Annotated in this window: 13 protein-coding genes; 2 read left to right on the top strand and 11 right to left on the bottom strand. The window is 74.2% G+C overall.

Annotation, left to right across the window (positions count from 1 at the left end; all coding sequences use genetic code 11):
• Positions 1 to 29 precede the first annotated feature (29 nt).
• Positions 30 to 1,052, bottom strand: coding sequence for a 1-acyl-sn-glycerol-3-phosphate acyltransferase (locus ACNAVT_RS08985; RefSeq protein ID WP_416294586.1), 1,023 nt, complete (start codon positions 1,050 to 1,052; stop codon positions 30 to 32).
• On the bottom strand, positions 1,052 to 1,885 hold the full coding sequence (locus ACNAVT_RS08980) for a patatin-like phospholipase family protein (protein ID WP_416294584.1): 834 nt from the start codon (positions 1,883 to 1,885) through the stop codon (positions 1,052 to 1,054). The genes ACNAVT_RS08985 and ACNAVT_RS08980 overlap by 1 nt, the downstream gene beginning before the upstream one ends.
• 178 nt (positions 1,886 to 2,063) lie before the next feature.
• On the opposite strand from ACNAVT_RS08980, the gene ACNAVT_RS08975 reads away from it, so the two are divergent.
• The gene (locus tag ACNAVT_RS08975) at positions 2,064 to 3,638 is read left to right on the top strand and encodes a serine/threonine-protein kinase (protein WP_416294582.1); all 1,575 of its coding nucleotides are present in this window, start codon (positions 2,064 to 2,066) and stop codon (positions 3,636 to 3,638) included.
• Positions 3,639 to 3,642: 4 nt separating this feature from the next.
• Here ACNAVT_RS08975 and ACNAVT_RS08970 read toward each other — a convergent pair whose 3' ends face one another.
• The 9 genes from ACNAVT_RS08970 to ACNAVT_RS08930 all read right to left on the bottom strand — a co-directional run bounded on the left by ACNAVT_RS08970 (position 3,643) and on the right by ACNAVT_RS08930 (position 12,897).
• On the bottom strand, positions 3,643 to 4,704 hold the full coding sequence (locus ACNAVT_RS08970) for a glycosyltransferase family 4 protein (protein ID WP_416294715.1): 1,062 nt from the start codon (positions 4,702 to 4,704) through the stop codon (positions 3,643 to 3,645).
• Between the two features lie 129 nt (positions 4,705 to 4,833).
• Complete coding sequence (locus ACNAVT_RS08965; protein ID WP_416294580.1) at positions 4,834 to 5,505, bottom strand: BON domain-containing protein; 672 nt, start codon at positions 5,503 to 5,505, stop codon at positions 4,834 to 4,836.
• A 162-nt stretch (positions 5,506 to 5,667) separates the two neighbouring features.
• Positions 5,668 to 7,281 (bottom strand): trypsin-like peptidase domain-containing protein, encoded by a 1,614-nt coding sequence (locus tag ACNAVT_RS08960; protein ID WP_416294578.1) that lies wholly within the window; start codon positions 7,279 to 7,281, stop codon positions 5,668 to 5,670.
• A gap of 62 nt (positions 7,282 to 7,343) precedes the next feature.
• A complete protein-coding gene (locus tag ACNAVT_RS08955) occupies positions 7,344 to 8,894 on the bottom strand; it encodes an ATP-binding protein (RefSeq protein ID WP_416294576.1) in 1,551 nt (516 codons plus the stop codon).
• The gene (locus ACNAVT_RS08950; protein ID WP_416294574.1) at positions 8,891 to 9,592 is read right to left on the bottom strand and encodes a response regulator transcription factor; all 702 of its coding nucleotides are present in this window, start codon (positions 9,590 to 9,592) and stop codon (positions 8,891 to 8,893) included. Before ACNAVT_RS08950 ends, ACNAVT_RS08955 begins: the two co-directional genes overlap by 4 nt.
• A gap of 86 nt (positions 9,593 to 9,678) precedes the next feature.
• Positions 9,679 to 10,293 (bottom strand): PadR family transcriptional regulator, encoded by a 615-nt coding sequence (locus tag ACNAVT_RS08945; RefSeq protein ID WP_416294572.1) that lies wholly within the window; start codon positions 10,291 to 10,293, stop codon positions 9,679 to 9,681.
• Positions 10,290 to 11,126, bottom strand: a complete 837-nt coding sequence (locus ACNAVT_RS08940; protein ID WP_416294570.1) for a DUF4097 family beta strand repeat-containing protein — start codon at positions 11,124 to 11,126, stop codon at positions 10,290 to 10,292. The genes ACNAVT_RS08945 and ACNAVT_RS08940 overlap by 4 nt, the downstream gene beginning before the upstream one ends.
• A 101-nt stretch (positions 11,127 to 11,227) precedes the next feature.
• Positions 11,228 to 12,121, bottom strand: a complete 894-nt coding sequence (locus tag ACNAVT_RS08935) for a lysophospholipid acyltransferase family protein (RefSeq protein WP_416294568.1) — start codon at positions 12,119 to 12,121, stop codon at positions 11,228 to 11,230.
• Entirely contained in the window at positions 12,118 to 12,897 is a 780-nt protein-coding gene (locus tag ACNAVT_RS08930; protein WP_416294566.1) for a GNAT family N-acyltransferase, read from the bottom strand. The genes ACNAVT_RS08935 and ACNAVT_RS08930 overlap by 4 nt, the downstream gene beginning before the upstream one ends.
• A gap of 215 nt (positions 12,898 to 13,112) precedes the next feature.
• Between ACNAVT_RS08930 and ACNAVT_RS08925 the strand changes: the two genes are divergently transcribed.
• Positions 13,113 to 13,769 (top strand): hypothetical protein, encoded by a 657-nt coding sequence (locus ACNAVT_RS08925; protein ID WP_416294564.1) that lies wholly within the window; start codon positions 13,113 to 13,115, stop codon positions 13,767 to 13,769.
• The last annotated feature ends 27 nt before the right edge of the window (positions 13,770 to 13,796 follow it).

Raw genomic sequence — 13,796 nt, 5'->3', positions numbered from 1 at the left:
CAGCTCGCTGTACCCGCACCGAGAGTGGTTCAGCCGGCGGCGACCCCGTTCCGGTTCGCCGCGATCCACCGGTCGATCCGGGCCCACCAGTCGAAGAGCCAGTCGATGCGTTCCTGCCGCCCGGTGGGGATCTCCTCCGGCGGCACCGACCAGAACCGCATCACGATCCGTTTGTCCATCGGCAGTTCCCGCCACACGTCGGTGACCGTGAGCATCCGGTCCAGCCCGGTGTGGGCGACGAAGACGACCCCGGCCCGCGGGGCGGCGTCCAGCGCGGCCAGCAGCCCACCCGGCTGCGGAGCGAGCACATGCTGCATCCGCTCGGCGCGCGACGCCATCCGTTCCAGCCCGAGCGCGCGCAGTCGGGCGATGGCCCGCAGCCGCCGGTTGGGGGTGAAGTTGCCGCCCTCCGGGAAGATCACGAACGCGTCGTCGCCGTCCAGGTCCGTGGCGAGGTGGCCGATCTGCGCGACCACCGCCTCCCGGCCGTCCGGCCCCGGCGCGATGAACCGGTTGGGCAGCCGATTGAGCAGGACGTCGATCGCCGGGTCCCACTGGAGGCTCTCCTTGAGCACGATCCGCGGTTCCCGGTGGTACCAGTTCACCAGCGCGTGGATCAGGATGAACGAGTCGCCGGGCCCGGCGTGCCGGCAGATCACCAGCTCGGGGCGGCCGGGCAGGGCGACGTCCAGCGCCGCGCCGACCACGTCGATGCGCAGTCGCAGCGCCCAACGGGCCTGCCAGAACAGCACCCGCAGGAACCAGCCGGCGAGCCGATAGTGCGCCCGCTGGAAGGCCGGTGAGCGCTTGCGTGCGCCGAAGCCGGAGGCCACCCAGAGCCCGAAGAGGGCGAGCAGCGCGGCGGCGTCCCAGACCAGGTAGACGGTGCCGATCCAGAGCAGCCGCAACGGTCGCAACCGGCCCGGCACCAGCGGCGAGGCGGCGAGCGCCAGCAACGCCCAGGCCGGCAGCGTGGCCACCACGGCGAGCGCGAGCAGCACCACGCCGGGGGCCAGCAGCAGCCGGCGTACCCACCGTGGCGGCAGCGGCATCAGCGTTCCAGCCGGGTGTCCAGATAGCGGCGGGAGGCGGTGTACGCCCGGCTGATCCGCCGTCCCACCGCCGCGATGTCGCGGTACGCCCACGGGCTGTCGTCGCGCGGCTCCAGCCCCCCGGTGGGCAGCACGTGCACCTCCACCCCGTCGGGCAGGGCCGCCATCTCCCGGGCGAACCGGTGCCGGCGGGCGATCTCGAAGGCCACCTGGGCGATCTCCCACGGTCGGCGGGGCGGGCTCAGCTCGCGCTCGATCCGCCCCACCTGGAGGACGAAGATCTGTTTGGCTCCGGCGGCGACGGCCTCCCCGACCGGGATGGAGTTCACCACCCCGCCGTCGATGTAGTGCTGGCCGTCGATCTCCTTCGGCGGCAGCAGTCCCGGCACCGAGGCGGAGGCGAGCACCGCCGGCACCACACGCCCGCTGTGGAACCAGTGCTCGGCCGCGCGCTCGATGTTCGCCGCGCAGCAGCGGAACGGCACCTTCAGATCGGCGAAGGTGGTCTCCTCGCCCAGCTCGTTCTCCAGCAGTCGGCGCAGCGGCCGGGGCGAGTGCAGGTGGGTACGGGCGGCGAAGCGGCGCAGCTGCCGGGCGACCGAGTCGCCGTACACCTCGCTCGCCTCGGGGGAGGCCCAGAGGCGGACCAGCCGGTCGGTGACCGCCTCGGTCGGGTCGGCGGCGACCAGGGCGCCGTTGACCGCGCCGATCGAGGTGCCGAGCACGAGGTCGGGCCGGATCCGGGCCCGGAACAGGGCACGAAGCATGCCCACCTCGACCGCGCCGAGCACTCCCCCGCCACCGAGCACGAACGCCACCGGACCGCCTGCCATGGCGTTCATCCTGGCACGCGGCCCGCAGGCGCCCCGCCGGTAGCCGGTCGGCAGGGCGGGCCCGTCAACCGGTGGCGGTCGCCGACGCGTGTGGGGCGGCTCCCCGGACCGGACACCCGTTGACATGCCGGACACGTTCCCGCAACCTGAAACCGCTCCCAAGCCAGGCAGGTGCGATGTGACGGCGTCACTGCAGGCCGGCAGCCTGCTGGCCCGCAGGTACCGGCTCATCGACCGGATCGGGGCCGGCGGCATGTCGGTGATCTGGCGTGCCCGGGACGAGGTGCTGGACCGGATCGTCGCGCTGAAGGTGCTCGCCCCCTCGCTCGCCGCCGACGCCCGGTTCCGGGACATGGTGCGCGAGGAGGCCCGCTCCGCCGCCCAACTGGTGCACCCACATGTCACCGCCGTGCACGACTACGGCGAGGCGGTGGCACCGGACGGCAGCATCACCTCGTTCGTGGTGATGGAGCTGCTCAGCGGCGAGGAGCTGGAACACCGGCTGACCGAGGGCCCGCTGCCCTGGCCGGAGGCGGTGGCGGTCGGCGCTCAGGTGGCCGAGGCGCTGGCCGCGGCGCACCGGCTCGGCATCGTGCACCGGGACATCACCCCGGCGAACGTGATGATGACCCGGGTCGGCGCCAAGGTGCTCGACTTCGGCATCGCCACCCGGGTCGGCGCCCCCGACGAGGACGAGGACGGCGGCACCTTCGGCACCCCGGCCTACGTCGCGCCGGAGCGGCTGGACGGGGCGCCGGCCCAGCCCGCCACCGACGTGTACTCGCTCGGCGTACTGCTCTTCGAGGCGCTGACCGGCCAGACGCCGTACCCGGCGGACACCTGGGAGCAGCTCGGTGTGGCGCTGGCCGAGGCCGAGCCACCGACGCTGGACGACCTACCCGGCCTGCCGGCACCGGTCGCGGACGTCTGCCTGCGCTGCCTGGCCCGCAACCCGCGCCGTCGGCCCACCGCGCGCCAGGTGGCCGCCGCGCTGCGCGACCATCTCCGGCCCGCCGACGCGCAGGCCGCCACCGTGCTGGCTCCGGCGGTGACCCTGCCGGCGCCGGCCACCCCGGGGTCGCCCAGGTCCGGGCCGGGGCAGGCCATTTCCTCCTCCGCCGAGCCCGACGGGTGTGCCGCCGTCTCACCCGGCACGGGCGCCGCCGTCCCACCTGGCGCGGGCGCCGCCGAGCCTGGCGCGGGCGCCGCTGCCCCACCGGCGCCCGGTGCGGACGGCCCGCGTCGGCGGACCGGCAACCGGCGGTTGCTGCCCCTGGTGGCGGCCGGCGTGCTGGTGGTCGCCGCCGCCGCGCTGCTGGCGTCCAGCCTGCTCCCGGACCGGCAGCCGTCCCCGGGGGGGCTGCCGACGGCCGGACCGCTGGTGATCCCCTCCGCGGCGCCGTCGAGCCGTGGCACGGCGTGGACGCCACCGCCGCCCAGCCCGACCCGATCGGCCTCGGCGACCAGCGGCGCCCCGCAGGTGCCGCCGGGCGGCGGCCTGGTCGAGGCGGCCAGCCGGGTGGACGGGCTGATCGAGGCGGGCCTGGCCGCCGGCCAGATCCGCGACGACGTCGGCGTCGATCTGCGCAACCTGCTGCGCACCGCCACCGCCGCGACGGGCGAGGACGCGCTGACCACCGCGGTGGACGGGCTCCGCACGAAGATCGGCGAGCGACAGCGCGAGGGCAGCATCAGCCCGGCGTACGCGAAACAGCTCGACGCCGCCGCCGCCCAGCTGACGGTCCGGGCCTGATCGATCAGTGGGCGGTGATCCGGGCGGGCTCCCGCTGTCCGAGCCGTACCGCCCGACTGGCCAGGAAGCTGCGGTACACCGACTCGTAGCCGAGGGCCATCCGCTCCACGGAGAAGTTCTCCGCGACGTGCGCCACGCAGTCGGCCGGGTCCAGGCGTGACGACTCGCGCAGCGCGGCCGGCAGCTCGTCCGGGTGGTCGCAGACCAGCCCGGTCAGCCCGGGGCGGACCAGCTCCGGTACGGCGCCCCGGCGCAGGGCCACCACCGGCGTACCGGTCGCCATCGCCTCCACCATCACCATGCCGAACGGCTCCTCCCACTGGATCGGCATGATCAGGCACCGGGCGTCGAGCAGCAGCCGCAGGGCCGCCTCCCGGTCGGCGTTCAGCACCAGGCTCACGTCGTCGTCCAGCAGCGGCTCGACCACCTGCTCGAAGTAGCGGCGTTCGGCCGGCTCGTTGCACTTGCCGGCCAGGGTGAGCGGCAGGCCGGCCACCCGACAGGCGTGGATCGCCAGGTCGGGGCCCTTGTCCGGGCTGAACCGGGCGAGCCAGAGCACCGGGCCGTGCCCCGGTGCCCGCTTGCGCGGGAAGTCCCGCAGCGGCATCGCGTTGTGCACCGTTCCCACCCAGGGGAGCCCGGGGTTCGCCCGGCGCTGGGCGTGCGAGATCGCCACCAGGCCCACCCCGTGGTCGGTGTCGCTGAGCACCGTGCCGTACTCCCCCACCGGGTTGCCGTGCACGGTGGCCACGGTGGGCACCGCCCGACGGCCGGCGACCAGCGGGCCGATCGTGGTGTGGTCGTGGATCACGTCGAAGTCGGCGGGGTCGATCAGGTGGTTGACCCGGGCCAGGTGAGCCAGCTCGGGCAGCGACTCGCCCAGCCGGTCGTACTGGAGTTCCGAACCGGTGGAGACGAAATCGGCGGCGGTGCCGTGGTCCCGGCCGGTGCCGAAGACGGTCACCGCGTGACCGTGGTCGACCAGTGCGTCCACCAGCCCAGCCACCACATGTTCCAGGCCGCCGTAGCCAGGCGGCGGCACCGACAGCCACGGGGGCACCACCATCGCGATCCGCAACGGCCGTGCCCGCGAGCGGTCCGACGGCTGGTGGTTCACGGCCACGAGTCCTCCCCGAGTGGTCCCTGGCGTACGTGATCGGCGACGCTTTCCCGGCGGGGCTGGCGGTAAACGGGCTCAGCCGGCCACCACGATCCGGTCGTGCACCTCGCGCACCCCCGGGGCGGCCCAGGCGGCCCGCTCCGCCTCCTCCCGCTGCCACCAGGAGCGGACCACCCCGTCGAGCACCACGGTGTCCCCGGTGAAGTGCACCTCGATCCGTTCCGTCCCGGTCCGCCGCAACAGCACCCGCTGCAGGTCACGGCGGTTCTGCTCGTCGCTGGAGGGGGTGGGCGGACTCACCTCGACCAGGTTGGTGACCCCGCGTACGCCGCGCAGCCGGCGCAGCTCCCGCTCGGCCGTACGCCGCTGGAACCCGTACTCCACCTCACCGCGGAGCATGACCCAACCGTCGGCGACGGTCACGTCCAGCCGCTCGGCGGGGACGAAGCTGTCCCACTCCAGCGCCCGGCTGGCCGCGATGGCGATGTCGGCGTCGGTACGCTCCTCGATCGCCGGCAGCCGTACCTCGAGGTCGCTGGCGACGGCCCGGACTCCCCGTACCCGGTGCGCGCAGCGCTCGGCCGCCCAGCGCCGGGCGTAGCTGTCCACCTGGCCGGTCAGCGTCACCACGCCAGCGGCGACGGTCACGCCGATCTCGGTCGGCCGGGTCTGCGCGTCCCAGTCGAGCTCGGCGAGCACGTCCCGCTGGATCTCCTGATCGGTTCGGACGGCGGCGGTGGTCGTCATGGCGTCCCCTCCCGTGCGGTTCCCGGTCCGTCGAGGGTGCCGCCGGACCGGGTGAGCCGGGCTCACCCGAACCGGGTGGGACACGAAAGCGGCGGCGGGTGACGGCGCCAACCCCCTTGGCTCCGTCACCCGCCGCCAGTGGAGGAGGCAGGTCTGTATTCGTTATGACGTTTCGGTGAGCGTCACGGTTGCCGTCTGGGTCGAACCGTTCCGCTTGAACTGCACGTCGACCCGGTCGCCGACCTTGCCCGACTGGACGGCGCCCACCAGGTCGTTCGAATCCTTGATCACCTTGCCGCCGAAGCTGGTGATCACGTCGCCGCGCTGGAGCCCGGCCTTCTCGGCGGCGCTGCCCGGGGTGACCGCGGCGATCAGCGCGCCACCGTCCTCGGCGGCGTTCACGCTGACCCCGAGCGACGGGTGGCTGACCTTCTCGCCGCGCTGGAGCTTCCCGGCGACGTCCTTGGCCTTGTTGCTCGGGATGGCGAAGCCGACGCCGATGTTGCCGTTGCTGCCCTGTCCGGCGGTGGCGATGGCGGTGTTGATGCCGATCACCTCGCCCCGGGTGTTGACCAGCGCGCCGCCGGAGTTGCCCGGGTTGATCGGGGCGTCGGTCTGGAGCAGGCCCGAGATCGAGCTGGCGCCCTGCCGCGGGTCCATCTGCTGCTGGCCGCCTTCGCCGGCCTGGATGGTGCGGTCGCGGGCGCTGAGGATGCCGGCCGTGACCGAGCCCTGGAGACCGAGCGGGCTGCCCAGGGCGAGGACCTGGTCGCCGACCTGCATCGCGTCGCTGTCGCCGAACTTGGCCGCCTTCAGGCCGCTCACCCCGTCGGCCTTGACCACCGCGAGGTCAGTCTTGGGGTCGGTGCCGACGATCTTGGCCTGGGCGATCTTGCCGTCGGCGAAGACCACCTTCACCGTGTCGCCGCTGGCGGAGGCGACCACGTGGTTGTTGGTCAGCACGTACCCGTCGGCGCTGAGGATCACCCCGGAGCCCTCACCGCTGTCCGTCATGATCGACACCACGCTGTCCTGGACGGAGGCGGCGATCTTCGGCAGGTCGGCACCGTTGATCACGGGCGCCGCCGAGTAGGTGCGGGTGATGGTGGTGCCCGAGTCACCCAGGGCGAGCGCGAGCGCACCGCCGGCCACCCCGGAGCCGAGCATCAGCGCCAGGGCGAGGGCCCCCACGCCGATGAACTTCCCCGCCCGGCTCGGGCGCGCCTGCGGCTGCGGGCCCCATGGCGGGACCGGCTGGCCGGGCTGGTGCGGCTGCGCGCCGGGATACGGCTGGTGGTGCTGGTACGGCGGGACCGGCCCGCCGGCGGGCGTCGGGTAGCCGGCGCCGTGGTGCGCGCCGGCGGCCCAGCCGCTGCTGTGCTGCTGCCCCCCGTACCAGGGGCCGGGCTGCTGCGGCTGCCCCGAGACCGGGTACGGCGGCGCGGGCGGCGGTGCCGTCGGCCGCGCGTACGGGCTGTCGGGGTGGGCCGGGGCATCGGTGCGAACGGCGTCCGCCGGCACATCGGTGCGGCCCGCGTCGGCCAGCACATCGGTGCGGCCGGCGTCGGCCGGCGCGTCGACGCGGCTTGCGTCAGGGACGGTCGGGGCGGCGGTCCCGGCGGCCGGGGAGTCGGCCGGAACCGGCGTGGCGGCCGGAGTGGGGGTGGCGTAGTCCGAGGGCACGCTCCCGGTGCGGGGCAGCTCGGCGGTGGGGTGCGACGGCTCGGCGTCGGCGGGAGCCGGCGACCGCTGCGGGTCGGTCTCGTGGTCGGTCATGGATCCACCTTCCCCTCTGGCACTGCGACCAGCCTGGAACACGGCTGAATGTTCTCTGAAAGTCACTCGCTCGACTCGGGCGCCTCGGGCAGCAGCGGCAGCTTGACCCGGAAGGTGGCCCCGCCGCCCGGTGTGTCGGCCACCTCGACCGTTCCGTGGTGCGCCGCCACCAGCGCGGCGACGATGGCCAGCCCCAGCCCGGTGCTGATCGGCCCGCCGGCCCGGCGGGTCCGCGCCGCGTCCACCCGGTAGAACCGCTCGAAGACCCGCTCGGCCTGCTCGGGCGTGAGGCCTGGACCGGTGTCCGCGACCTCGATCACGGCCAGGTTGCCGGCCTCGACCCGAAGCCGCAGGGTCACCGAGGCGTCCGACGGGGTGTGGGTGAGCGCGTTGGTCATCAGGTTGCCGATCACCTGCCGCAGCCGGGCGTCGTCACCGAGCACCACCAGCGGCCCGGCACCGGGCTCGATGTCCAGCTCGATCCGGCGCTCCGGGTCGACCGCCCGGGCCGCCTGCACCGCGTCGGAGGCCAGCACCGGCAGCTCCACCGGGGCGAGCGCGATCGGCCGTTCGCGGTCCATCCGGGCGAGCAGCAGCAGGTCCTCCACCAGCAGCCCCATCCGGGCCGCCTCGTCCTCGATCCGGCGCAGCAGGTCGGCGGTCTGCTCGGGCTGCCGAGCCGCACCCTGCCGGTAGAGCTCGGCGAAGCCCCGGATGGTGGTCAGCGGGGTCCGCAGCTCGTGCGAGGCGTCCGCGATGAACTGGCGCATCCGCTCCTCGGAGCGGCGGGCCCGTGCCTCGGAGGCCTGGGCCGCGAAGGCCGCGTCCCGGGCGCTGATCTCCGCACTGCGGGCCGCCGCCTCGGACGCCGCCCGCGCCGTGAAGGCCGCCTCGATCTGGGCGAGCATCGCGTTCAGCGCCCGGGAGAGCCGGCCCAGTTCGGAGGTCGGGAAGGCTTGACCCTCCTCCGGGTCGGGCACCCGACGGGTCAGGTCGCCGCCGGCGATGGCCGCGGCGGTCCGCTCGATCTCCACGAGCGGCTTGAGACTCGTACGCACGATCCCCGCGCCCAGCGACGCCAGCACGATCAGTACGGCTCCGCCGACCAGCAGGTCGATCCAGGCGAGCTGCTTGACCGCCTGGTCGACGTCGGTGATGTGCTGCCCTACCGCCAGCACCCGACCGTCCGACAATTCCTGGTAGAGCATCCGCCACCGCCGGCCGTCCTCGGCGCGGACGGTGAACGGATCGCCCTCCCGGTCGCGGAAGCCCGCCAGGTCACCTGGGATGGGCGGCAGGTCGTCCGATCGCAGGTTGCGGTCGTACCCGACGATGGCGGCTCGCCGAGCGTCGGCGAGCGCGACGACGTAGTCGGTGGGCAGCGTGGCCTCCGCCCTCCCGGCCTCCAGCTGTGGGACCGCCGGGCCGAGGTACGCGCTGGCGGCGCTCAGTTCACCGTCCACCTGCCCGATCAGGTAGTTGTGCAGGAAGTACGTGGTCAGCGAGCTGATCACCAGCAGCGCGGCGGCGACCAGGGCCAAGACCGAGGCGACCAGCTTGACTCGGAGCGGGATGGCCCGAAGTTGGCCCTTCGCCTCGTGGACGGCGTTCACGCCGCCGGCTTGCGCAGCACGTAGCCGACCCCGCGCAGGGTGTGGATCAGTCGGGGCTGGGTGTTGTCGACCTTGCGCCGCAGGTAGGAGATGTAGGACTCGACGATGTTGTCGTCACCCCGGAAGTCGTAGTTCCAGACGTGGTCGAGGATCTGCGCCTTGGACAGCACCCGGTTGGCGTTCAGCATCAGGTAGCGCAGCAGCTTGAACTCGGTCGGCGACAGCTGCACCCGCTGGCCGGCCCGGTGCACCTCGTGGGTCTCCTCGTCCAGCTCCAGGTCGGCGAAGGTGAGCCGGGAGGGGACCTGCTCGCCGGTGGCGGTGCGCCGCAGCACCGCCCGGATCCGGGCGGTCAGCTCCTCCAGGCTGAACGGCTTGGTGACGTAGTCGTCACCGCCCAGGGTCAGCCCACGGATCTTGTCGTCGGTGGCGTCCCGCGCGGTCAGGAAGACCACCGGGGTGCGCGTCCCGCCCTCGCGGAGCAACCGGATGACCTCAAACCCGTCAAGGTCGGGCAGCATCACGTCGAGCACGACCAGGTCGGGCCGGTGGTCCTTGGCGGCGTTCAGCGCGGCGCTGCCGCTCGTCGCGGTGGCGACGTCGAAGCCCGCGAAGCGCAAGCTCGCGGAGAGCAGTTCGAGGATGTTGGGATCGTCCTCGACGACGAGCAGTCGAGCCTCGGTCTGGGTAGCCGCCATGGCACCCATCATCCGCGTTCTGCCTGCGGCCGTGCTGGGCGGATGCTGGAAACAACCTGTGAGCCGGCCCAGCCCTGACCGACGGCTCAGCGGAGCAGCCGGCGCAGCCCGTCCAGTGCTCCGTCGAGCAGCCGGATCGCCGTCCGGAGCTGGGTCTCGGTGAGTCGGCCGGCGCGGACCAGTGTGCCCACCTCACCGGTGAACGCGGCGAGCCGCTGGTCGAACTCGGCGATCAGGGGCGACTCGGGGCGCGTCGCCGTGCCGCCGCCGGCGGCGGGTCGGATCGGCGGCTCCCAGCGGGCCTGCCGGGTCTGCCGGGCCGCCTCGCGCAGCTCCCGCTTGAGGTCGCGGACCGAGCCACGTACCTCGCTCCGGATCTCGCCGGCCAGGGCGGAGAGGTCCTCGACGGAGGCCGTGATGTCCGATTCCAGGGTGGCCAGCTCGTCGGCGCGCTGCCGCAGCTCGGCGCGGCCCGGCTCGGTGATCTCGTACACCTTGCGGCCACCGGCGGCGGTGTGGCTGACCAGCCCCTCGACCTCCAGGCGTTGCAGCCGGGGGTAGATGGTGCCGGCGCTCGGCGCGTACAGGCCGAGGAAGCGGTCCTCCAGCAGCCGGATCAGCTCGTAGCCGTGCTTCGGGCCGTCATCGAGGAGCTTGAGCAGATAGAGCCGGAGCCGGCCGTGACTGAACACGGCGGTCACGGCAGCTCCTCCAGGTCGTCGGCGTCCTCGACCGGTCGGGCGAGCAGGGCGATGCTGCCGGACGTCGCGGACGCCCAGAGCTTACCGCCGCCCGCGCCGAGGACGCCGTGGCTGTCCTTCACCGCGCCCAGCCCGGCGTGACCCCGCACCTGGGGGAAGCCGCTGGTGATCCGGCCGGAGACGGTGTGCAGGTCGACGGTGAGATCGCTGTCCTCGCGGACCCGCACGGTGATGCTGCCGGAGATGGCGCTGAGCCGGATCTCGCTGCCCCGGGGGTTGTCCAGGTCGCAGGTGATCGAGCCGGAGACGGTGTGGGCGTGCACGCGGCCGGGGGCGCTGTCGGCGAGGATCACCTCGCCGGAGACGGTCTCCAGGCTCAGGTCACCGGCGACACCGAGCGCCTCCACCGGACCGGAGGTGACCTTGGCGGTGGTCCGGCCGCGCAGCCCCATCAGGGTGATCTGCCCGGAGGTGACGTCGACCTGGGTGTCCCGGCGCAGGCCGGAGGCGACCAGCGAGCCGTCCACCAGCCGCAGGTCGGCCACCGCGTCGGCCGGCACCGCGACGGAGACCTCGGCGCGGAACCGGCGACCGAGCTGGCCGAGCCACCAGAGGACCCCCGCCCAGCGCGGGTGCCGCTCGTGCCCGATGAACAGGCGACCGTCACGGTGCTCCACGATGACCGGCCGGCGGCTGACCCGGGTGACGTCGATCCGGGCCGGGCCGTCGGTGGCGACCACGTTGAGCCGGCCACTGATCAGTCGTACGTCGAGCCGGGTGACCGGCCCGTCCACGGTGAGCCGTTGCGGGCTGTCGACCTTCCAGCTGACCATGGCGTTCTCCCCTCGGTGACGCGCCGATACATGGCGCGTCGAGCAACGAGAGGAGCATAACGCGATACATCGCGACTGAACAAGACTGTGTCGCGACTCTGTCAGGCCGCCCGGTCCAGCGCCGCCGCACCGACGGGCGTCGGCAGGAAGTCGCCCACCAGTGTGAGCCGGGGCACCGGCCGGACCGGGGCCAGGTGGATCGCCGACTCGGCGGCGCGGGCCAGCACCCGCCGGTCCGCGTCGCGGGCCGGGTGCAGCGCGGCGGCCACCACCACCGACACGGTCAGGTCCCGGGCGGCCAGCACCCGGCGTACCGACTCCCAGAGCGTCTCCTCGCCGAGGAAGGCGGCCAGGGTGGTCGGGTCGCCGGCCGACCGGTAGGCGAGGCGCAGCGGCACGACCGGCACGCCGGCGTCCACCGCGGCCTGGAACATCGCCGGTCGGAACCCCCGCCCGGGTCGGCAGTCGGCCGCCTCGCCGCACCAGGTCGTCCCCTCGGGGAAGACCGCCACCGGGTGACCGCCGCGCAGCGCGGCAGCCACCCGGGCGACCGTGGCCGGCAGGTTCCGCGGTCGGGACCGATCCACGAAGACCGTGCCGGCAGCGGCGGCCAACGGCCCCACCACGGGCCAGTCCCGCACCTCCCGCTTGGCGAGCAGCCGGGCCGGTGCGACCGAGAGCACCGCGAGGATGTCCAGCCAGGAGACGTGGTTGGCGACCAGCAGAGCCTGTCGGCGCGGCAGCCGGCCCCGGACCAGCAGCCGCACCCCCAGGACACGCAGCGTCCCCCGGGCCCAGCCGCGCAGCGCGGCCCGCCGGCCCCGAGCGGGCAGCAGCGGCAGCAGTACGGCCAGCCCGGCCCCGGCGAGCAGCATCCCGACCACACCCAGCAGCCGCCCCACCCGGCGTGGGAACGACACGTCCGGTCCGGCAGCGGCCGGCAGGCACCGCGGTCCGCAGCCCGAGGCGGGGCGCCACAGCTCACCGGTGGTCACGACGGCTCCCCGCCCAGGAAGTGCCGCAGGTAACGGGGGTTCATCCGGTCCAGCGAGAACAGCACGTAGAAGTCGGCGCAGCCGAAGTCCGGGTCGTACGCCGGTTCCCCGCAGACCCACGCGCCGAGCCGCAGGTAGCCACGGAGCAACGGGGGGACCAGCGCGCGGCGCTCGGCCGGCGGCAAGTTTGCCGGGTCGACGGCGGCGGGCGCCTCGGCGAACCACGGGCGGCGGGGCGCCACCCGCAGCGGGGGCGGGGCGAGGTGCCGGGCGGCGACCTGGCCCCACACCTCGGCGACGGCCGTCCCGCCGTCGGCCACCGGCACCGAGGCACAGCCGCCGAGCCAGCGCGACCCGCGCAGGTGCAGGTATCGGGAGATCCCGGCCCACATCAGGTTGATCACCGCGCCGGAGCGGTGGTCCGGATGCACGCAGGACCGGCCCGCCTCGACCAGGTCGTCCCGGAGCGGGGCCAACGCGGTCAGGTCGAACTCGTCCTCGGCGTACCGGCGGTCGGTGCGCCCCGGGGGCAGCAGCCGGTAGGTGCCGACCACCTCGTCGGTGCCCTCCCGCAGCACGACCAGGTGGTCGCAGTGGGCGTCGAACTCGTCGGTGTCGAGCCCGACCGCCCCAGGGTGCAGGGTCGCGCCGAGTTCGGTGGCGAACACCTCGTGGCGCAGGCGTTGCGCGGCCGCGACCAGAGCCGGGTCGTCGGCGATCAGCAGGGTGTAACCGCTGGTCGTGAGGGGGGTGCCAGCGGCGTGTAGAACGGCCATGGATATCTGTGTAGGTGGCGTGGGTTGCCGCTCCCGGGGATGAGGGGTGTCGATCCGGTGAACGCCAGTCGGCGCTCCGGTCCCGGCTCCCACCTGCGGCGGGTCGCGCGGTGTGACGCCGGCCACCGGTGCCGGGCGACGGGTGAACGGCGTGCGAGGCTGCCGGAGCGGGTCCGGCGACGCGGCCGGTGCCCGGACCATCCTCGGAGGACAGCATGATCATCGAGTCCCGCCACCACGGCCCCGCCGGCTCCGGCAACGGTGGCTGGAGCGCCGGGATCTTCGCGGCTGCGGTCGACGACCGGGGGCCGGTGGAGGTCACGCTGCGCAAGCCGCCTCCGCTGGAGACCCCGCTGGCCGTGGTCGACGGCGCGGTCCTCGACCCGGACGGCCAGCTGATCGCGCAGGTCCGCCGGGTCGACGAGTTCACCGCCGTGGTCCCGCCGGTGGACGCGCCGACGGCCGAGATCGCCGCGAAGGCGTACGCCGGGCTGGTGGACCACCCCTTCCCCGGCTGCTACGTCTGCGGACCGGAGAACCCGGAGGGACTACGGATCTTCCCGGGCCCCCTGCCGGACGGGCGGACCGCCGCCCCGTTCCGCGCCCCGGCCGAGGTGGTGCCGGCGACGGTCTGGGCAGCGCTGGACTGTCCCGGCGGCTGGGCGGTGATCGCGCCCGGCCGCCCGTACGTCCTGGGTCGGATCGCCGCGGTGGTCACGGCGCTGCCGCGCCCCGGCGACGAGTGCGTGGTGACCGGCGCCATGATCGGGGGTGAGGGGCGCAAGGCCGAGGTCCACTCGAGCCTCTACGGCCCCGACGGTGCCCTGCTCGGATACGCCCGGGCCACCTGGATCGCGCTGCCTGCGGCCTGACGTCTCCTCCCTGAGGACGATCGCCTC

Source organism: Micromonospora sp. SL4-19 (assembly GCF_047921475.1).
Lineage (GTDB): Bacteria > Actinomycetota > Actinomycetes > Mycobacteriales > Micromonosporaceae > Micromonospora.
The sequence above is the reverse complement of the archived record's forward strand: the minus strand, read 5'-3'. Positions and strand labels throughout refer to the sequence as shown.